This is a genomic window from Dysosmobacter sp. Phy, assembly GCF_054476235.1.
The window spans coordinates 2,344,366-2,363,468 of sequence record NZ_CM136997.1 but is presented as its reverse complement, the minus strand read 5'-3'; the positions used below and the strand labels follow the sequence as shown (position 1 = coordinate 2,363,468).

General features: G+C 55.0%; 18 protein-coding genes. 6 read left to right on the top strand and 12 right to left on the bottom strand.

Going from position 1 to position 19,103, the window contains the following annotated elements:
- The 11 genes from ACVDHE_RS11650 to ACVDHE_RS11600 all read right to left on the bottom strand — a co-directional run bounded on the left by ACVDHE_RS11650 (position 1) and on the right by ACVDHE_RS11600 (position 11,418).
- Positions 1-723 (bottom strand): phosphoadenosine phosphosulfate reductase domain-containing protein, encoded by a 723-nt coding sequence (locus tag ACVDHE_RS11650; protein ID WP_002604475.1) that lies wholly within the window; start codon positions 721-723, stop codon positions 1-3.
- Between the two features lie 13 nt (positions 724-736).
- A complete protein-coding gene (locus tag ACVDHE_RS11645; protein WP_425516017.1) occupies positions 737-2,665 on the bottom strand; it encodes a C40 family peptidase in 1,929 nt (642 codons plus the stop codon).
- Positions 2,666-2,703: 38 nt separating this feature from the next.
- Entirely contained in the window at positions 2,704-3,660 is a 957-nt protein-coding gene (locus ACVDHE_RS11640) for a DNA-methyltransferase (RefSeq protein ID WP_002604477.1), read from the bottom strand.
- Positions 3,657-6,053: a VirB4-like conjugal transfer ATPase, CD1110 family gene (locus tag ACVDHE_RS11635; protein ID WP_002604478.1), complete on the bottom strand. Its 2,397-nt coding sequence runs from the start codon at positions 6,051-6,053 to the stop codon at positions 3,657-3,659. The genes ACVDHE_RS11640 and ACVDHE_RS11635 overlap by 4 nt, the downstream gene beginning before the upstream one ends.
- Positions 6,013-6,405 carry a PrgI family protein gene (locus ACVDHE_RS11630; protein ID WP_002604479.1) on the bottom strand — a complete coding sequence of 131 codons (393 nt, stop codon included), beginning with the start codon at positions 6,403-6,405 and terminating at the stop codon, positions 6,013-6,015. Before ACVDHE_RS11630 ends, ACVDHE_RS11635 begins: the two co-directional genes overlap by 41 nt.
- A 1-nt stretch (position 6,406) precedes the next feature.
- Positions 6,407-6,955, bottom strand: coding sequence for an MT-A70 family methyltransferase (locus ACVDHE_RS11625; protein WP_002604480.1), 549 nt, complete (start codon positions 6,953-6,955; stop codon positions 6,407-6,409).
- Between the two features lie 10 nt (positions 6,956-6,965).
- A complete protein-coding gene (locus ACVDHE_RS11620; protein WP_002604481.1) occupies positions 6,966-7,829 on the bottom strand; it encodes a VirB6/TrbL-like conjugal transfer protein, CD1112 family in 864 nt (287 codons plus the stop codon).
- A gap of 73 nt (positions 7,830-7,902) precedes the next feature.
- The gene (locus ACVDHE_RS11615; RefSeq protein ID WP_002604482.1) at positions 7,903-8,118 is read right to left on the bottom strand and encodes a Maff2 family mobile element protein; all 216 of its coding nucleotides are present in this window, start codon (positions 8,116-8,118) and stop codon (positions 7,903-7,905) included.
- Positions 8,119-8,185: 67 nt separating this feature from the next.
- Positions 8,186-9,967 carry a VirD4-like conjugal transfer protein, CD1115 family gene (locus ACVDHE_RS11610; protein ID WP_002604483.1) on the bottom strand — a complete coding sequence of 594 codons (1,782 nt, stop codon included), beginning with the start codon at positions 9,965-9,967 and terminating at the stop codon, positions 8,186-8,188.
- Entirely contained in the window at positions 9,964-10,437 is a 474-nt protein-coding gene (locus ACVDHE_RS11605; protein WP_458884669.1) for a PcfB family protein, read from the bottom strand. Before ACVDHE_RS11605 ends, ACVDHE_RS11610 begins: the two co-directional genes overlap by 4 nt.
- A gap of 36 nt (positions 10,438-10,473) precedes the next feature.
- Complete coding sequence (locus tag ACVDHE_RS11600) at positions 10,474-11,418, bottom strand: DUF6017 domain-containing protein (RefSeq protein ID WP_002604485.1); 945 nt, start codon at positions 11,416-11,418, stop codon at positions 10,474-10,476.
- Positions 11,419-11,489: 71 nt separating this feature from the next.
- Here ACVDHE_RS11600 and ACVDHE_RS11595 point away from each other — a divergent pair, with 71 nt between their 5' ends.
- The 3 genes from ACVDHE_RS11595 (at position 11,490) to ACVDHE_RS11585 (ending at position 14,716) form a co-directional block, all read left to right on the top strand.
- Complete coding sequence (locus tag ACVDHE_RS11595) at positions 11,490-11,831, top strand: hypothetical protein (RefSeq protein ID WP_068914282.1); 342 nt, start codon at positions 11,490-11,492, stop codon at positions 11,829-11,831.
- 11 nt (positions 11,832-11,842) lie between these two features.
- Positions 11,843-13,438 carry a recombinase family protein gene (locus ACVDHE_RS11590; protein WP_458884668.1) on the top strand — a complete coding sequence of 532 codons (1,596 nt, stop codon included), beginning with the start codon at positions 11,843-11,845 and terminating at the stop codon, positions 13,436-13,438.
- A gap of 270 nt (positions 13,439-13,708) precedes the next feature.
- Positions 13,709-14,716, top strand: a complete 1,008-nt coding sequence (locus ACVDHE_RS11585) for an ATP-dependent 6-phosphofructokinase (RefSeq protein ID WP_213038203.1) — start codon at positions 13,709-13,711, stop codon at positions 14,714-14,716.
- A gap of 59 nt (positions 14,717-14,775) precedes the next feature.
- Here the strand turns inward: ACVDHE_RS11585 and dpaL are convergent, their stop codons facing one another.
- Positions 14,776-15,990: a diaminopropionate ammonia-lyase gene (gene dpaL, locus ACVDHE_RS11580; protein WP_458886178.1), complete on the bottom strand. Its 1,215-nt coding sequence runs from the start codon at positions 15,988-15,990 to the stop codon at positions 14,776-14,778.
- A gap of 221 nt (positions 15,991-16,211) precedes the next feature.
- Between dpaL and ACVDHE_RS11575 the strand changes: the two genes are divergently transcribed.
- From ACVDHE_RS11575 to ACVDHE_RS11565, 3 genes are read left to right on the top strand one after another with little or no spacing between them, the layout of a single operon-like run.
- The gene (locus ACVDHE_RS11575) at positions 16,212-18,467 is read left to right on the top strand and encodes a heavy metal translocating P-type ATPase (RefSeq protein ID WP_458884667.1); all 2,256 of its coding nucleotides are present in this window, start codon (positions 16,212-16,214) and stop codon (positions 18,465-18,467) included.
- 32 nt (positions 18,468-18,499) lie between these two features.
- Positions 18,500-18,817, top strand: coding sequence for a metal-sensing transcriptional repressor (locus ACVDHE_RS11570; protein ID WP_325225018.1), 318 nt, complete (start codon positions 18,500-18,502; stop codon positions 18,815-18,817).
- A gap of 47 nt (positions 18,818-18,864) precedes the next feature.
- Positions 18,865-19,059, top strand: a complete 195-nt coding sequence (locus ACVDHE_RS11565) for a heavy-metal-associated domain-containing protein (RefSeq protein ID WP_213038200.1) — start codon at positions 18,865-18,867, stop codon at positions 19,057-19,059.
- Positions 19,060-19,103 lie beyond the last annotated feature (44 nt).

Sequence of the window (19,103 nt, the reverse complement as noted above, 5' to 3'; positions counted from 1 at the left end):
TTACTCCTTTCCAAACTGTTCTTTCCATGAATAGCTGCGCCCCAATCCCTTAACGGTTTTAAGATAGGGCATAGCGTTTTCTTCCAAAGTCGCCGCCCGGTTAAATAGATCGGGATAGTGTTCTTTGAGATATAAAATCTCTTGTTTCTTCATGCTCGGACAAAAGAAACAGGACGATTTACCCGGCTGCGGCAATCCTGCCGCTTTGATTTCCCGGATACAATCGTCCCTGTTCCAGCCCCATTCTTCAATGAGGGGGTAGCGGTTATGATATTTTTTGTCGGCTTCGTTGTACTTGCGGGAATGTTCATACCGTTTCACTTCTCCCGCGTCATAGCCGATATAGCGGTTGACTTTCTCGCCGCGCTGCCATACTTCGCGGCAAGGCGCATAGTGGTTGCAAAACTTTTCCTGCGGTGCGATTTTGTGTTTCTGCGAACAACGCTTATGCCCGTAGGCAATCGACGGGAGCGTATGAGAGCGCAAGCACTCGGTTTCAAGAGATAGGCGGTTGCCGTAGCGGTCAACATACTGCACAACGGTAATCTGCGGCATACCGTGTTCCGCAAGCCATTGATTGATTATCTCGATAAATTGATAGGTATGCGGGTGTTCCGCGCCCGTATCGGCAAAGGTGATAAGGTCAATCGGGATTTTGTGCTTGTATAGGCCAATAAGTAAGGCGGCACTATTCGTGCCGCCGCCAAAAGATACAATATTCATTTTTCAACTCCTTTTAATTGTAATTTAACCGCCCGTAGGCGTAAAAGTGGGATTGCCAATAGCTGGTGTCCAGCTTTGAATACTGGATAGGGTCGCCACAATGCAGCATGACGGGGCTTCCGTCCCCGTCCTCGCCCACATAAATCCCCACATGGGAAACGCCGGGGGTGTCGTATGTACCCGTAAAGAACACCAAATCCCCCGGCTGCGGGTTAGAAACAGGGGTTGAGATGTTGTAAAGCCCTTGCGCCCCAAGTCTGCCCGTATTGTATAGGCCGCTGTTCGTCAACACATAACTCACAAAGCCGCTGCAATCAAAAGAGGTTTCCGGGGTGCTGCCGCCCCACACATAGGGAAAACCGACGTATTTATCTGCTTCCTCCATGAGCCGCGCAAACTTTTCATCGGAACCCAGCAGCGCGGCGGGTACTTCATAATCGGCGGGCGGGTTTTCATAGTATTTAGACACATAGCCGGATTGCGGGAAAAGGTCGGGTCTGTTTCCCAGCGACGACATATACATAGCGTACATGGATAGCTGTTCTTCGCCCATGATGTAAACGGGGACATGGGAGAGGTTGAAGTTTTCCAAATCCACATGAAGAATGTAATAGTTATAGGGGACTTCAACCGTATAGGGGTTGCCCTCGCTGTCCGTCCTTGTTTCGGTGCGGTAGCGTACCTGTACTTCTTCCTCGACCGTCAAGATATACTGTTTCTCAAAGAGCATTTCAAGGGTGCTTTGCACTTCATCGAGTGTAAACACGCCCTCATGCCACGCGGAAAGGATAGAAATTAGCACATAGGGGTCATGCTCGATCTCGTCCGCGTTTACCCGGTATTCGTCATAGCCGGGGTATTCGCTTTCGATATTGTCCAGCATATCTTGTAACTCGGCTTCCATAGCGGCATACGCGCTTTCCGCGCCCGTTATATCCGCGTCCTCGGAGAGATAGGACGACGCAATCAAGCCGCTGCCGCTGTTGCCGCCAAAGAGGGAGCAAGAGGACAGCCCGCCGAAAAGCAGCAGCACGATAAAGGCAATCCCGCCCACAATCAAGCAGCCTTTCCAATGCCGGACAACAAAGAACGTCGCCCGTTTGGTTTCCTGCGCGGTTTTCTTCGCCGCCTTTGCGGTGGCTTCAGCGGTTTTTTTCGCTTTGCCGCCCGCTTTCAGCGTTTTTGCATACTGCTTTTTAATGCGCTGCTTCTGCCAAAAACGGGAAATGGGGTTGGAGTGCGCAAGCGCGGGGTTATCGTGCAACGCCTTTTGATAGAGAAAATCTGCGTTTGCCTTTACCGCTTGTTTTTCCGCTGCCGCCGCTGCCCGGTAGGGTTTCAGCTTATGGCGGCGTATGCCGCCCTTAACTGCCCGCGCCGCCATGCCGCCCGCTTTCTCTCCGGCAAGTTCTACCCGGTGCCCGCTTTCCACACCGACGTTTTCTTTCTCTACCTCGTAGATTTTCCCATGTACGGTACTGTTTAACTCCTGTGCCGGACGGGATAAGGGGTTATGCCGCAACTTGCCGTTTGGGGGCTTATCCGTCTTTTCAAAGGAAAGGCGCGTCTTTGCCTTGCCTTTCGCTTCGTCAAAAACGCGCTCTTTCTTGATTTTGGTCTGCTTGGGGATAGCCGCCCGCGCTGCGTCTAAACAGTCTGCCGCCTTATCCGATTTCTTGATCGCTTTTTGAAGTTCCGGCGTTGCCCGTTCCGCTTCGGAAAACTGCAAGCGGGAAGAATGGGTTTTAGGCTGCGTCGCGTCAAGGGCTTTTTTCTCCGCGCCTTTTGCTGCGTGTCGCTCAATCTCTGCGCCGATATGCTGCACAACCTTTTCCGCTGCCACCCCTGCGGGGGCTGAATAGTTTTCTTCCTGCGGCCTTTCGCTGATACTGGACGTTTCGCCCGTCGTGAGGTTTTCCGCAACCGCACCGTCGCGGGTCATTTTTTGCGTTACCTTGTCGGGGGCTTTCAGTTCCTTGCTCAATCTTCATCACCTCCAATCCGCTGTTTTGCAAGTTCGCAATAGTCGGGGTTTAACTCAATGCCGATATAGCGGCGGTTAAGCCGTTTTGCTACCATGCCCGTCGTGCCGCTGCCGAAAAAGGGGTCAAGGACAATCCCGCCGATGGGACAGCCCGCCAAAATGCACGTTTCCGCAAGTTTCGGCGGGAACGCTGCGAAATGCCCGCCATGATAGCCGACATTGTTAATCTGCCAAACGTTGCGGCGGCTGCGGACGGGAGAAATCAACTCGTCGGCGTATGCGCCCTTTTCGCGGGGGCGGTTGATTTTCTGCGGTTGGTTTTGCCCCGGAACAGTAACGTTATACTTATTTCCTTTGCTAACTCCGCTTTTCAGCCGCCCCGCCGTTGTGGGGGCTATCGGCTCGGCTACTGCTTGCCAATCGTAATAATACTTCTTTGACTTGGTAAGCAGAAACACATATTCATAGCAGCGGGTCGGCCTGTCCCGCGTGCTTTCCGGCATGGGGTTTGTTTTGTGCCAAATGATAGAACTGCGCAAATACCAACCGTCGCCCCGCAAGGCGAGGGCTACAAGCCACGGAATACCAATTAAATCTTTGGGCTTGCAGCCGGGGGCGCGGTGGTTAAACGCCACTTGCTGCCCGTTCCTGCCTTTGGGGTATTTGGGGTCTTGGTGGTCGGCTTTGCTGCCTGTGCCGCAATAAGTGTCCGCGATATTCAGCCAACAAGTACCCTCCGGCGTAAGCACCCGCTTTACCTCATGGAATACCGCCGTAATACGGGAAACATATTCCTCCGGCGTTGCTTCCCGTCCGATCTGCCCGTCTGCGCCGTAGTCCCGCAAGGCATAGTAGGGTGGGGACGTTACGCAACAATCAACTGCATTTTCCGGCAAGGTTTGAAGCACCTGCAAGCTGTCGCCGCAATAGATTTTGTCCATTTCTATCCTCATGCCGACACCTCGCCGGGTTTGGTCGTCATTACACGATAGAGTTCCGTATCTTGCGGGAAACGGTCAATAAAGGGCAAAATCACGTTGCCATAGAAGATAAGCCCCTCGCCCGCGTCGGAATGGGTTACATAGGTCATTTGCTGCTGCGAAATGTTAAGCTGCTTTGCAAGGATTTCCCTGTCGCCCTGGGCTTGGTTGAGCATATACACAAAATCGCTGTTTTCAAAAATGTTCTCCACCTCGCGGGACGATAACAAATCTTTCACGTTTTGGGTGATACCTGTCGGAATACCGCCCCATTTTCTAAAACGCTTCCAAATCTCAACGCTGTACGCTGCGGTCTGTTCCTCTTTGAGCAGCAAATGAAACTCGTCGATATAGTACCGCGTCGCCTTGCCTTCGCTGCGGTTTATGGTAACTCTGTTCCAAACTTGATCTTGGACAATGAGCATACCGAGTTTTCGTAGCTGGGTGCCGAGTTCTTTAATATCAAAGCAGACAAGGCGGTTGTGAATGTCAACGTTTGTTTGGTGGTTAAACACGTTCAAACTGCCATTTACATAGAGTTCCAATGCCGACGCGATACGCTGCGCTTCCTTTTCCGGCTGCTTCTTGATTTCATTGTAGAGGTCGCCCAAAATCGGCATATTCTCCGGCTTCGGGTCTGCAAGGTAGCTGCGGTACACGCTGATAACGGCGCGGTCAATCAAAGTCTTTTCAACCGCTTCCAGCCCGTTTTTGCCGCCCATAATCAACTCGCAAAAGGAAAGGATAAAATCGCTCTTTAAGGCTATGGGCGTGTCGCCCTCGCTGTAATTGAGGTTTATATCCATCGGGTTAATGTACTGCGTGCTGTTCTGCGAAACCTTGATAACCTGCCCTTTCAGCCGTTCCACAAGGGGGTAATATTCCGCTTCCGGGTCGCAAATGATAATATCGTCTGCGGTAATGAGAAAAGCGTTGGTGATCTCGCGCTTTGCCGAAAAACTCTTGCCGCTGCCGGGTGTGCCGAGTATCAAGCCGTTAGGGTTCTTCAGCCTTTTCCTGTCGCACAAAATCATGTTATTCGATAATGCGTTTAAGCCGTAATACAACGCTTCGCCGCTTTGGAACAGCTCTTGTACCGTAAAGGGGACGAAAATGGCGGTGCTGGAAGTCGTCAAGCCCCGCTGGATTTGGATTAGGTTTTCGCCCAATGGGATAGAGGACATAAGCCCCTGTTCCTGCCGGTAGTCAAGGCGGGTGAGCATACAGTTGTATTTCTGTGCGATACTTGCGGCCTGAAATACGTCGTTGTCCAATTTCTGCTTTGTGTCTGCCACATTCAAAACTAACAGCGTAAGCAAAAACATTCGCTCGTTCCGGCTCTGCAAATCCCGCAAAAGGTTTTTCGCTTCGCCGCCGTAGGTGGCAAGGTCGGACGGAATTATATCCATATCGTAGCCGCTGCGGATTGCCTTTTTCTGTTCCTCGATTTTCATACGGTCAAGGTCGGTGATTTTCCGCTTGATCGTCTTGATCGCTTCGTTGTGGTCGATACTCTGAATGTGCAGATTGACGACAATCCCGTTTTCCGCTTCCATGAAGTCGGCAAGCATACGGTCTGAAAGTTCCGGCGCGGCAATCTGCAAAAAGGAAACCGCGCCAAACTTCCCGCCCATTTGAAACATTCGCCCGTCGCCAAAACGGAAAGAGGACGGGGCAATAAAGTCTTTGACGGAAAGGCCGCTTACGGGTAGCCATTCCCACGCAAAGTTGAAGCGTTCCCCGTCCGGGTGGAAAAGCCCATGCAGCACTTCAAGCCGCTGCTTCCCGTCCAATACCCGCGCCGCCGCGCCGATCACCTTAAAATGGTTGAGGGTGTCCGTTTCGATACGGGCAAGCCGCGCCCGCGCCGATTTAATATCTTTTGCTTCAATGGTAAAGGTGAGAAACTTTGTCTTGATAAGCCCGTTGTTGCCGCGTTCAAGCTGTGTTTGCAGCATTTCGGTGTATTCGGCTCTGATACTGTCAAAGTCGTCATTCTGTGGGGCAATCGTGATACTGCTCTTGAAATCCTCCTTGTTCGCATGGCGGCTGATTAAGGAAAGCTGCACACTGATAGAAGCGTCAAAAGAGTTATACATATCGCAAAGGGCTTCAAAAATGGCGGTCTTGTCGTCCGGCTGCGCAAGCTGATAGTTAATATCTTCAAACTCAATGCACTTGGAATACCGCCCGTTTGCAAGGCGGCAAATCCCGTCCTTATACATTCGTTCAAACGGTATGCTGTCCTGCGCCGTATGGGGCTTCCCGTCGCCCTTTGACTGCCGGATAAGCGCGTCGATCTGTTTCTTTTCCTGCCGCGTAAGTTTACGCTTTTTGTTTTGGGTCTTTCCCTTTTCCTTTGACAATCGCCCGTACCTCCTTATCTAATCGCTCCTGCCGCGCAAGGGCGGTATAAAAATTGTTGGTCTGATAAGGTCGCTCTTTGGGGCGAAGAAACTTCACTTCCACAAATTGCCGTATAATCACTTCCAGCGGTTGCCCGTTCTTCTCGTACATAGCGAGTAGGAACATGGGCAGCATGGCAAGCACCATGCACAAAGCCGCCGTTGTCGTTCCCGCGCTGTCCTTTGTCAAAAAGAATAGCGGTAGCCCGATAGCCACCGCCGCGCCGAAACAGAGTAATTGTCTTTTGGTAAGGTTGAACATTACCTTGCTCTTGATTTTGGTTAAATCCTTTGGGACGGTTACATACGCCATTTCAAACCTCCTTTCCGGCAAACCGTATGTCGCTTTTGATTTCATTTCCCCATACGTCCCAACCAGGGGTATGCTGCCTTGCAAACAGTTCAATACGCGGTAGGTCGCCCATAAGGGCAAGTATCTTTTCCCGCGTTATATCCGGCTTTTTGCTGTGCTGCTCAACAGGGGAAATAATAAATTGATGTACCTTGTTTGATTGTCGCTTCGGGTGTCCTTTGGTAGCAAGCAAGCAGATTTCCGCATTTCCTCGCGTCCAAAAGCCCAAGCCATAAAACCAAGTGGGCGATTTCCGATTTTGCTTTAACCATACAAAGGCAACGGATTTATAGGTAAATCCCCAAGCCTTGATTAACTGCAACGCTTCTTTAAGCTGCGGGAACGTCGCCCATAGGAATAAAATACAGTCCTTATCCGCAATTTCTTTGACGGGTAAAGCGCAAAGTTCCTCAATACTCATAGTGGGATAGTGCTTTTCCGCTGCGCCCTGTACCTTGCTTCTCGCGTATCTCCAAGGGGGATCGGCGTAAATGATTTTGTATTTCTTCATCTGCACCCCCTTAATGCGCGCTGAATACGGATTTTGCAAGGCTTCCCGTTTTGAAAAGCGTAAAACACAAGAGGACGGTATAGCCCATGCAAGACCAGATCGCGCCGGATATGTCATCGGTTGCTGCGATTGTCTGTATCAAAACCGCATAAATACCGACGCACACAAGAATTAGAAAAGCCTGAAAACCGAGGGCAAGCAAGGATTTTAAGTAGTTCTGTCCCATGCCGCCCCATTCACGATTTACCATTGTCGCAACGGGGATAGGGGCGATACTCGTTACAAGGTATATTTCAATCATGCGCCCGTACACCACCAGCATGATACAGATAGACAACGCTTTCATGGTAAGCCCCACAAAGAGTGATTGAAACCATAGCCCCAAAAGCCCGCCGACGCTCATAGCGTCCAGCTTTGCTTCTATATCGGTGATAACGGTTGCAATATCTATGCTTGTGTCGGATATGATAACGCCCGCGCTGTCGTTGACGACGCTCTGTGTAATGTCAAATACGCCCATGACGATGTTCCAAGTATTTGTTACCAGCAGCACCGCAACAAAGGTTTTGAAAATCCACTTGAAGAAAATCCAAGTGTCGAGATCGTGCAGATTGTTTTTCTCAATTACAAGCTGGATTAGTTCGTAGCACATGACAAAGGTAATGATAACGCCCGCAATCGGCACAATGACGTTTTCCGATAGGCTGCGTATCATATTGAATATGCCCGCGTTCCACCCGGCGGGGGTTGTGCCGACTTGCGTTGCGATTTCTCCAACCTCTGTATTTACGCTGTCGAACAGCCCGGAGAGATTAGAGAGTATTCCGTCTGTCAAAATGCCGCGAAACCAATCTTCAATCATCTGCCATATCAAAAGCTAATCCCTCCTTTCCCGCGCCCTCCCGCGTGAAGCGGGAGAGCGCGGCGGGTAGTGTTAGTTTGTGGCATTATCCAAACAGGCCGGAGAGCAGCGGGACAAGGGTAAGGCCGATAAGGGCAACGCCGCCGCCCGCCATCAACTGTTTCATGCCCTGCGACTTCGCGCCGGGGTTATCGTTGCCGTACCCCTCCATGAGGTTAATGCCGCCCCAAATGCCAAGTCCTGCGCCAAGCGCGATTACCAAAGTCTGCAATACGTCAACTGCGCTGTTGAAAAAATCCATATAAACCTCGCTTTCTGCCGCTAAAACGGCTCAAAAAATGTTGTTGGAAATAAAAATGCCGCCGTTTTTATTCGGCGGCTGCGTCCTCGTCGGACAAATCTATTTCGTATATGTCAAAGGGTTCGTCGGGCTTTACGATTGCCGGACGGGTGGACATATACCGTTCAACGTCAAAAGCGTTTTTCTTGTCGAAGTCGGAAAGGTATTTGTAGTTCGGGTGCTGCGTTATATCGTACTTATCGCTGAAAAAGGGGCGCACGCCGCGCAACTGCAAAATACATTTTCCTCCGTCCATAACTGCGATTTCGTCCTGTGTCATCAACTCCTTTCCCAATTTCTGATAATTGAGGCCATGAGAAACCTGCGTGCCGCGATTTTCGGAAGTGTTGAAACTGTCGATTGTTTCACGTCCCAAGTTCTCCGAAATATCCTTTGCATTTTTCCCGCGCCCTCCCAAAAACAAGGTGCTGTCGGCATTGTCAAGTATGATTTCTGCCGCGTCCTTGTAAATGGCTTTTAGCTGGCTCTGCGATTGCAGAATGATAGAAGCCGAGATTTCCCGGCTGCGGATTGTGGCAATCAATTTTTCAAACTGCGGGATTTGTCCAATGTTTGCAAACTCGTCTAACAGGCAGCGAACATGAACCGGCAGCTTGCCGCCGTATTCGTCGTCGGCCTTGTCGCACAAGAGATTAAATAACTGCGATTGCAGCATAGCGATAACAAAATTAAACGTGCTGTCCGTATCGCTCATAATCAAAAACAAAGCTGTTTTTCTGTCGCCTAACGTGTCAAGTTCTAATTCGTCGTAGGACATAAGATCGCGCAATTCCTTTATATCAAAAGGAGCGAGCCTCGCACCGCAAGAAATGAGGATTGATTTTGCGGTTTTGCCCGCCGCCAATTTATATTTTCGGTACTGCTTCACCGCGAAATGGTCGGGGTCGCGTTCTTCCAAGTCGGCAAACAGCAAATCGACGGGGCTTTGATATTCCTCGTCGTCCTCGCGGGCTTCGCTGGCGTTGATAAGTTCCAACAGGGTAATAAAGTTCATTTCCTCGGCGGGGGCTTCGTACCAGATGTAGCCCACCAACGCGCAATACAAAAGCCGTTCTGCCTTTACCCAAAAATCCTCCGCGCTTTTTTCTCCCTCACCTTTGGTATTCGCTATCAACGTATTTACCAGCTTCAAAATATCTTTCTCGCTGCGGATATACACAAAGGGGTTGTAGTGCATAGATTTTTTGAAGTTAATCGTATTCAGTACCTTAATGCGGTAGCCCGCCCGTTGCAGCAGCTTCCCGCACTCAATCAAAACCGTACCTTTCGGGTCGGTTAAGACGTAAGAGGAATGAAGCTGCATTAGATTAGGTTTGACAAAAAATCTTGTTTTTCCGCTGCCGCTGCCGCCGATCACGACGACGTTCTTATTTCTCGCGTACTTCGGCTGCTTCGGGCGGCTGTTCATGGTAAGCCGTTCCGTCTGCGTCAAAATGATGTTGTTTTGGAAATCCGGGTCTATGTAGGGCTTTATATCTTCGGCGTTTCCCCATCGGGCAGAGCCGTACTCCGCGCCCTTGCGGTATTTCTTCGCGTTTTTCCCTTTGACATAGACTATCAAGCGGATAATCACCGCACCGACAATGCCGACAAGCAAATCCAACGGGTAAACGCTCGGCAAGGCGTTTTCAAAGGCTGCGGAAAATCCTTGTGTGATATTCAGTATCTTTGCAGAAATATCCGCGCCGGGGGCAAGCCGCACCGCCTGTCCGACTTTATCAAAGAGATAGACAAAGAACACATAGGGGATATTCGGAAGTATCAGCTTTTTGTAGTTGATCTGCTTCATATCTCGCGCCCCCTGTCCATTTTCTTTACCTTGTCGCGGGCGGCGTTAAGCTGCTTCGCCTTGTCCTTTGCAGCGGCAAGGGCTATGCGGATAGAGGGCTTTTTCTCCCGGTTCAGCTTCTTTGCGGAAAACTCTTGAAACGCTGCGGTCATAACGTCCGCGTCCCGGCCTTTGAAAAACACAAGGTAACGGGTCTGCTCGCCCTTAACCTTTTTTAGCGAAAAATCTATGTTGTATTTCTTCGCCGTACTCTCAAAGGCTTTAATATTGCTGTCGGTGATCTCGATGTTGGAAACACCCGCGTTCTGCTTCATAAGCTGCCGCATGGTCTGTTTCCCATGCGCGGGTTTGCTTTTCTGCTCCAAAAACTTTTGGATTGCTTTCTGTAACGCCTGTTCGGTAAGCCGCGCCGCGCCTTTTCCCACTTTGACGTATAGGGCAATCGTTTTTTGGGTTACTTCCTCCTGCAAGGTATCAACTCCTTTCCCGGTAAAGTGCGGCTATGCTCATTCGCCGCCGTATAAGTCGTGATTGACAAGGGCGGTATAGTAGCTGTCAATGGTACTCGGCGCGTTGAACAGCACCGCTTTTAGATACTGCTTGATGTTGCGCACTTTGGTTGTGTTCTCCCTCATGCAATCCAAAACAAACTCAATATGGCTGCTGTTCAGCTTCAAAAACTTGGATTTCACCAATTCGGCGGGGTAGTCGTCCCCGGCAATACGGATTGTCTTTCGGGCTGTGCAGACGGTTTCCAGCATAAGGTCAACAATCTCGTCCAAACGGTCTTTGTCAATTTTGCAGTTTTGAATGAGATGGTCGTATTCGATATTGTCCTTGATAATCTCCCTGTAAATCTCTACTGCGCTATTGCTTTTCGCTTCCGTTCTTTTCCTTTCCGGCGGCGTAGCCGCTTCGCCATGCGCAAAGGGCAAGGGGTTTAGGGAATGGAAAGGAATGGAATCGGTACTTGATAAATCAGTAATTGATTGTTCTTTACTTAATATATCTTTATTTAATTGCGTTGGATTTTCCAACGTAGGTTTTTCCTGCGTAGGTTTTTCCAACGTTGGATTATCCAATGTTGGATTTTCCAATGTAGGTAAATCCAATATAGGCGGCTGTCCGCCGCTGGTAGCTGCTTCCGGCTCTCGCGGCTGCGGCTGCTCGTATATGACGTAATCTGCGCCCCGCAAGCGTCCCTTTTCGTCGCGCTCCCGGCTGCGCACGATATATCCGGCTTTTTCGAGTTCCTTTACCGCTTCGCGGATTGCGTCGATCTTCTCCCGGTTGATATGGGATAAGCCCGCAAGGGTATAATCCCAATCTTCGGGCAGCGAAAGCATTTGCGACAACAAGCCCTTTGCCTTTAAGGACAATTCCTTGTTTCGCAAGTGGTGGTTGCTCATAACGGTATATCCCGTATTTCGCTCCACTCTGAAAACTGCCATATTTCCTCACTTCCTCTCTTGGTATGCGTGGACAATTAGAAAGCCGTTTTCGGCTGTTTTGGTATTGCAATATGCCCTTTGCCGTTTTCGCGTCTGCAAAGCCGCATGGCACAAGGGCTTTTGCCCGTCTATTTGTCCATGCTGGCGTGCGTTTTCCGCGTCCTTTTGCCGGGGCAATAGGGACACTCTTTGAAAACGCAAAACTCATATTTCCACCCGGGGCGGTAGAAACGGCAAGTGCCGCAATCTTCATCATCTCCGGCACAACCGGATTGATAGCGGTCAAATCCCGGCTTCTGCTGCATGAGCAATTCAAACGCCCGCTGCTTGCCCTTTGTGAAATACATTCCGGCTGCACCTCCTTTCCTGCGGGCATAAAAAAACGGCGTTACTTTCTCCCCCAAAGGGGTTAAGGTAACGCCGTTTGTGTGCGTATTCAGTTTTTAACACATTCCCTGTCTATCCGCTGTCCGCAAAACCATTGATTTTATTAGCTTTTTGCCGCTATCGCTATCACACCTCATTATTCAACCGCCCTGGCTGGCAGCAGGTCATGGAGCTGATGGAAAACGGTCAGGTGGAAACACTGATCGTCAAGGACATGTCCCGACTGGGCCGTGAGTACCTTCAGGTAGGTCAGTACACGGAACTCATCTTCCCAAGCTATGGTGTGCGCTTTATCGCCGTCAACGATGGCGTGGACAGCCTGTACGAGTCCACCAATGACTTCACGCCCTTCCGGAATCTGATGAACGAGTTCTATGCCAAGGACTGTAGCAAGAAGGGACGCTCTGTGGTTCGTCTCAAGGCTGAGACTGGCGCCAGGGTCTCCTCCCGACCCCGCTATGGGTATATGAAGGACCCGGCAGATCCCAAACGACACATGGTGCCTGATCCTGAGACTGCTCCGGTAGTACGGTACATCTTTGACCTCTGCGTTTCTGGAAAGGGTCCTGCCCAGATCGCAAAGCAGCTCAAGAAAGATAAAATCCCCACGCCTGGATATTCCTACTACCAGAAGCACGGAGTAGAGCTGACCGGAGTGGACATCACCCAGCCATACAACTGGTCCACCAACACCGTCGCTGGCATTCTGGAGGATGAGACTTACCTGGGTCACACCATCAACCTGAAGTCCACCACCCTGTCCTTCAAGAACAAGAAGCGCATTGAGCGTCCCGAGTCTGAGCAGCTCCGCTTTGAGAATACGCATGAAGCACTGGTTACGCAACAGACCTGGGAAATCGTACAGGATATCCGCAAGCACAAACGGCGCAGAGCCAATATGGCTGAGCAGAATATCTTTTCTGGACTGGTCTACTGCCTGGACTGCGGAGGCACCATGGTACTGCACCGGGCGCACACCATGGATGCGGTGAAAAACAACTTTATGTGCTCCACCTACAAGAAGAAAGGCAAAGACATCTGCTCCGCTCATTACATCCGGGAACAGGAACTCAATGCTATCCTGTTGGATGACATACGCCGTGTCACGCACTTCGCTCGTCAGAATGAGCTGCGGTTTGCGGAGCATATCCGCAAGAAGCAGGGCAAGGAGGCACAGCAGGAGATCGCTATGCTCCAAAAGAAGATCGACACCATGCAAAAGCGCCAAGCCGAGCTGACGAAGCTGTTCAAACGGCTCTACGAGGACAGTGTACTTGGACGCATCCCGGACGAGCAGTATCGCATCCTGTCTCAGGAGTACACCACCGAGCAGAAAGAGATTCAAGAACAGCTCCCCGCCATGGAAGTAAGGCTTCAGGAACTGAAAGACTCCAGCTCCAATATTGCCCGGTTCATTGAGAATGCCAAGCGATACAGCGAGATCCCGGAGCTGACTGCTGAGATCCTGCGCATCTTCATCAAGCGAGTGGAGGTCGGTGAGCGTGCGGAGAAATACTCCCGCACAGCACCGCAGGAGGTACGCATCTACTATCGTGACATTGGCCTGGTGGATGAACTGCCTGAGAATGTAGCTGATTCCTTGAAAGAAGAAATCCCGAACGAAGTCGCATGAGCAGAAAAAGGAGGCTGTGCCTAAACACAGCCTCCCTCCACAGGAACAAATATTAAGTTATATGGGTAGGTTCACAAATTGTCCCTATGGAACGCCGGAGAATGCTCCGCCTCTTTTTTGTACTAAAATTATTTACAAATATTTAATCGTTTTCTATTAAATTTTCCATATTTTTTCAGAAGTTATTGACAGAGAAGCAAAAGAACGCTATCATCAGGGAAAAAGCGCCCCGCGCCGCGGGGCACCCAAGGGATAAAAGGAGGACTCTCCATGGATCAGCAACTCCATCGGATCGGAATATTGACCAGCGGCGGCGATGCCCCCGGCATGAACGCCGCCGTCCGGGCCGTGGTGCGGACGGCCCTGGACCAGGGCATCAGCTGCGTGGGCATCCGGCGGGGCTGGAACGGCCTGATTGCCAGCGACTTCGTGCCCCTGGACGCTTCCAGCGTCAGTCATATCATCGACAAGGGCGGCACCATGCTCTACACCGCCCGCAGCCAGGAGTTCATGACGGAAGAGGGCCGGGACAAGGCCCTGGCCACCTGCAAGCTGCTGGGGCTGGACGCCATCGTGGCTGTGGGCGGCGACGGCACCTTCCGGGGGGCCCTGGCCCTGAGCCGCCAGGCCGCCGCCAGAGGGTACGGCAGCCTCCGGGTGGCCGGCATCCCCGCCACCATCGACAACGACATCGGCTGCTCCCACTACACCATCGGCTTCGACACCGCCTGCAACACCGCCGTGGAGTGCATCGACAAGCTGCGGGACACCATGCAGTCCCACGAGCGCTGCTCTGTGGTGGAGGTCATGGGCCGCCATGCAGGACATCTGGCGCTGTATGTGGGCATCGCCGTGGGCGCCACCGCCGTGCTGATCCCGGAGCGGCCCGTGGACTTTGACGCGGACATCGTGGAAAAGATCCGCCGGGCCCGGCTGGCCGGCACCACCCATTACATGGTGGTGGTGGCGGAGGGCGCCGGCAGCGCCGCCGAGATCGGCGCGCGCATCCACGAGGAGCTGGGTCTCGACCCCCGGGTGACCGTGCTGGGCCACATCCAGCGGGGCGGCTCCCCCACCGTCCGGGACCGGGAGACCGCCAGCCGCATGGGCTACGAGGCGGTGATGGCCCTGGCAGCCGGCAAGGGCAACTGCGTCATCGCCACCAAGGACGGCCGGATCGTGGATCTGGACATGGAGGAAGCCCTCCAGATGAAAAAGCCCTTCCCCATGGAGCGCTACCAGGTCCTGGAGGCCCTGACCCTCAGCGGCAGCCGCTGACAGCGCCATACATAATAAAAAAGGAAGGCCGCGTATGCGGCCTTCCTTTTTTGCGTTCATCAGACGGTGGGATACTCGCCATCCCACAGCACCTTGCGGAACTTCATGGGGTCGGTGTTGCCCTCGGTGGAGAACAGCAGCACCTGGCTGAACCGGTCCAGGCCCAGGTGATCCCGCAGGTCCTTGTACTCGTCGGTCTCCATGATGGCAGCCAGCAGACCCATGCCCACGGCGCCGGACTCGCCGGAGATGACGGTGGGATCGCCCTTGACAGGCACGCCCAGCATCCGCATGCCCCGGGCGCTGACCCAGTCGGGGCAGGAGACAAAGGCGGAGACGTGGTTGCGCAGGATGTCCCAGGAGAGGATGTTGGGCTCGCCGCAGGCGAGGCCCGCCATGATGGTCTGCAGATCGCCGTCTACGATGCGGGGATTGCCGTCGCCGGCCAGAGCGCCCTGGTACAGGCAGTCCGCCGCCCGGGCCTCCACCACCACGAACTTGGGGGGATCATTGGGGAACAGGTTGGTGAAGAAGCCCACCACGGCGCCGGCCAGAGAGCCCACGCCTGCCTGGACGAACACGTGGGTGGGGCGGTTGATGCCCATCTGCCGCAGCTGGTCGGCAGCCTCGCCGGCCATGGTGCCGTAGCCCTGCATGATCCAGGAGGGGATCTCCTCGTAGCCCTCCCAGGCGGTGTCCTGCACCACCACGCCGTGCTTGGTTTCGGCGGCCTCGGCGGCAGCCATGCGGACGCAGTCGTCGTAGTTGACCTCCTCGATGGTCACCTGGGCGCCTTCCTTGGCAATATTGTCGTAGCGGGGCTTGCTGCTGCCCTTGGGCATGTGGACTACAGCCTTCTGGCCCAGCCGGTGCGCGGCCCAGGCAACGCCACGGCCGTGGTTGCCGTCGGTGGCGGTGAAGAAGGTGGCGTGGCCGAACTCCCGGCGGAAAGCCTCGCTGGTGAGATAGTCATAGGTCATCTCGCTGACGTCCCGGCCCATCTCCTTGGCGATGTAGCGGGCCATGGCGAAGGAGCCGCCCAGCACCTTGAAGGCATTGAGGCCGAAGCGGAAGGACTCGTCCTTCACGAACAGGCCGCCCAGGCCCAGATACTTGGCCATGCCGTCCAGCCGGGCCAGGGGCGTGATGGAGTACTGGGGGAAGCTGCTGTGGAAGAAGCGGGCCTTGGCCACATTGGCCAGAGACATCAGCTCCAGGTTCTTGTCCTCGCTCTTGGGCATGCGGTTGGCGGTCCATTTGATCTGCTCTTTCATCGTCATCACCTGCATACAAAAATTTTTAGCCAGAAAAACTTTTTGTTTGATTTCTTAAGGCCATCATACCACAGTTCCCTTGGAAGTCAAGGGCTTTCGGGAATTTTTCCCGATGGGAGGAGAAGATTTTTCCCGGGGCTTGACAAATACCCCCCATGGGTATATACTGTGTCTCAGATAAAATACCCCCCAGGGGTATTCCCTGGAGATCGGAGGTCCCCATGCGGGAAGAGCGCTATGACATCAGCGGCATGCACTGCGCGGCGTGCAGCGCCTCGGTGGAGCGGGTGACCCGGAAGCTGCCCGGCGTGGAGCGCAGCGACGTGAACCTGACCACCGGCGTCATGACCATCTGCTACGATGAAACGCAGGTGACACCGGAGCAGATCGTGGCCAAGGTGGAGAAGGCTGGCTTCGGCGCCGCTCTGAAGCCGGAGCGGCGGGAACAGGCGGCGGCCGCGGCCCCTGCCCAAGAGAGCGGCGAGGAGGCGGAGCTGAAGCGGCAGAAAACGGAGCTAATCGTCTCCGCTGTGCTGTCCGCGGCGCTGCTGTACGTGTCCATGGGTCAGATGCTGCCCTTTGGCCTGCCGGCCCTGCCCCTGCCGGACATCGTGTCCATGCACACCCACGGCGTCAACTTCGCCCTGGTGCAGCTGCTGCTGGCGGTGCCGGTGCTCTACTGCGGCCGGCGGTTTTTCACGGGCGGCTTCAAGGCGCTGTTCCACGGCAATCCCAACATGGACTCCCTGGTGGCCATCGGCTCCGCCTGCTCCTTTGTGTACAGCGTGGTGATGACCTTCCTGATCTCCGACAATCCCGGGCAGGTCCACAGCCTCTACTACGAGTCCGCCGCCGTGGTGCTGACCCTGGTGTCCCTGGGCAAATTCCTGGAGAGCCGGAACATGCAGAAAACCAAGGGCGCTATCACCGCCCTCATGCGCCTGGCGCCGGACACCGCCATCCTGGCGGACACGGGCCGGGAGGTGCCCACCTCCTCCCTCCAGGTGGGCGACGTGGTGCTGGTGAAGCCCGGCGCCCGGATCCCCGCCGACGGCGCCGTCACCGGCGGCGAGAGCAGCGTCAACGAGGCCATGCTGACCGGCGAGAGCCTGCCGGTGGAAAAGGGAACCGGCAGCGAGGTCATCGGCGGCAGCGTCAACCTCAACGGCGCGCTGTATGTGAAAGTCACCCGCACCGGTGAGGACACCACTCTGGCCCGGATCATCCGCTTCGTGGAGGACGCCCAGGGCCGTAAGGCCCCCATCTCCAAGGTGGCGGACCGGGTGGCCGGGGTGTTCGTGCCGGTGGTCATGTCCATCGCGCTGATCGCCGCCGTGGTCTGGGCCATCGCCGGGCAGGAGCTGCCCTTCGTGCTGCGGGTGTTCACCTCCGTGCTGGTGATCGCCTGTCCCTGCGCGTTGGGTCTGGCCACGCCCACCGCCATCATGGTGGGCACGGGACTGGGCGCCAAACACGGCATCCTGATCCGCTCCGGCGAGATCCTGGAGATCACCCACAGCGTGGACACGGTGGTGCTGGACAAGACCGGCACCGTCACCGAGGGCACCCCCGCCGTGACGGAGGTGGTGCCGCTGGGCGGCGCGGAGGCGGAGCTGCTGGAGGTGGCCGCGGCGGTGGAGGCCGTCAGCGCCCACCCGCTGGCCGCCGCCATCACCGCCTACGCCCGGGAGAACGGCTTCGTACCGTCCGTCCGTCCGGAGGACTTTGAGAACCTCTCCGGCCGGGGCCTCCGGGCCCGGCTGGACGGCGCGGAGGTCCTGGCGGGCAACCGCCGCCTCCTGGAGGAGGGCGGCGTGGACGTCTCCGCCCTCGCGGAGCAGGCAGACCGCCTGGCCGCCCAGGGCCAGACCCCCATGTACTTCGCCCGGGACGGACGGCTGCTGGGCCTGATCTCCGTGGCGGACCCGGTGAAAGACACCAGCGCCGCCGCCATTGCCAAGATGAAAGAACTGGGCATCCGCACCGTGCTCCTCACCGGCGACAACCGGGCCGCCGCTGACCACATCGGCGCCCTGGTGGGCGTGGACGAGGTGATTGCCGAGGTGCTGCCGGAGGAGAAGGCCGGAGTGGTGGAGCGGCTCCAGGCCCAGGGCCGCACGGTGATGATGGTGGGCGACGGCATCAACGACGCCCCTGCCCTCACTGCCGCCACCGTGGGCTGCGCCATCGGCAGCGGCAGCGACATCGCCATCGAATCCGCTGATATCGTGCTGATGCGCTCGGACCTCCAGGACGTGCCCCGGGCCCTGCGGCTGAGCCGTCTGACCCTGCGGGACATCAAGGAGAACCTGTTCTGGGCCTTCTGCTACAACACCGTCGGCATCCCCATCGCGGCGGGGCTGCTGGTCCCCTTCGGCGGCCCCCTGCTCTCCCCCATGTTCGCCGGAGCGGCCATGAGCCTCAGCTCTGTCTGCGTGGTGGGCAACGCCCTGCGGCTGAGCCGGGCCAAGCTGTGACGCCGCACCTTGGAGAAAAAAGGAGGATCGCTATGGAACACGAGATCACCCCCCCGGCGGAGGAGTGCCTCTGCCGCCACAAGCACCGCCAGCAGGCGGAATACGACGCCCTGATCCGGCGCCTGAGCCGCATCGAGGGCCAGGTCCGGGGCGTCCGGGGCATGGTGGAGAAGGACGCCTACTGCGTGGACATCCTCACCCAGGTGTCCGCCATCCAGTCCGCCCTCAACGCCTTCTCCCGGGAGCTGCTCAGCAGCCACATCCACACCTGCGTGGTGCAGGACATCCAGTCCGGCAAGCTGGAGGTGGTGGACGAGCTGGTGACCACCATCCAGCGCATGATGCGCTGAGCCGCGTTTCACCGTCATTCATTTATTTGATATAGGAGGAATTTCAAATGACTGTCATTTCCGTCCCCGACATGATGTGCGAGAACTGCGTCAAGCGCATCACCAACGCCCTGACCGCCGCCGGCCTGAAGTTCCAGGTGAGCCTGGAGACCAAGACCGTCACCATCGACGGCTGCGACAACTGCGTCAAGACCGCCCTGAGCGAACTGGAGGACCTGGGCTTCACCCCCACCGTGGCCTGACCCGGTCCCTCCTGCCGCCCCGACAGAGTCGGGGCGGCTTTTTT

What these genes read in the sequence shown, in the direction of transcription:
- ACVDHE_RS11640 (WP_002604477.1), bottom strand. Translation starts at nt 3,660, where the DNA reads ATGAGGATAGAAATGGACAAAATCTATTGCGGCGACAGCTTGCAGGTG.
- ACVDHE_RS11625 (WP_002604480.1), bottom strand. Translation starts at nt 6,955, where the DNA reads ATGAAGAAATACAAAATCATTTACGCCGATCCCCCTTGGAGATACGCG.
- ACVDHE_RS11565 (WP_213038200.1), top strand. Translation starts at nt 18,865, where the DNA reads ATGACTGTCATTTCCGTCCCCGACATGATGTGCGAGAACTGCGTCAAG.
- ACVDHE_RS11610 (WP_002604483.1), bottom strand. Translation starts at nt 9,967, where the DNA reads ATGAAGCAGATCAACTACAAAAAGCTGATACTTCCGAATATCCCCTAT.
- ACVDHE_RS11595 (WP_068914282.1), top strand. Translation starts at nt 11,490, where the DNA reads ATGCCCTTTGCCGTTTTCGCGTCTGCAAAGCCGCATGGCACAAGGGCT.
- ACVDHE_RS11575 (WP_458884667.1), top strand. Translation starts at nt 16,212, where the DNA reads ATGCGGGAAGAGCGCTATGACATCAGCGGCATGCACTGCGCGGCGTGC.
- ACVDHE_RS11650 (WP_002604475.1), bottom strand. Translation starts at nt 723, where the DNA reads ATGAATATTGTATCTTTTGGCGGCGGCACGAATAGTGCCGCCTTACTT.
- dpaL (WP_458886178.1), bottom strand. Translation starts at nt 15,990, where the DNA reads ATGAAAGAGCAGATCAAATGGACCGCCAACCGCATGCCCAAGAGCGAG.
- ACVDHE_RS11645 (WP_425516017.1), bottom strand. Translation starts at nt 2,665, where the DNA reads ATGACCCGCGACGGTGCGGTTGCGGAAAACCTCACGACGGGCGAAACG.
- ACVDHE_RS11600 (WP_002604485.1), bottom strand. Translation starts at nt 11,418, where the DNA reads ATGGCAGTTTTCAGAGTGGAGCGAAATACGGGATATACCGTTATGAGC.
- ACVDHE_RS11585 (WP_213038203.1), top strand. Translation starts at nt 13,709, where the DNA reads ATGGATCAGCAACTCCATCGGATCGGAATATTGACCAGCGGCGGCGAT.
- ACVDHE_RS11615 (WP_002604482.1), bottom strand. Translation starts at nt 8,118, where the DNA reads ATGGATTTTTTCAACAGCGCAGTTGACGTATTGCAGACTTTGGTAATC.
- ACVDHE_RS11630 (WP_002604479.1), bottom strand. Translation starts at nt 6,405, where the DNA reads ATGGCGTATGTAACCGTCCCAAAGGATTTAACCAAAATCAAGAGCAAG.
- ACVDHE_RS11570 (WP_325225018.1), top strand. Translation starts at nt 18,500, where the DNA reads ATGGAACACGAGATCACCCCCCCGGCGGAGGAGTGCCTCTGCCGCCAC.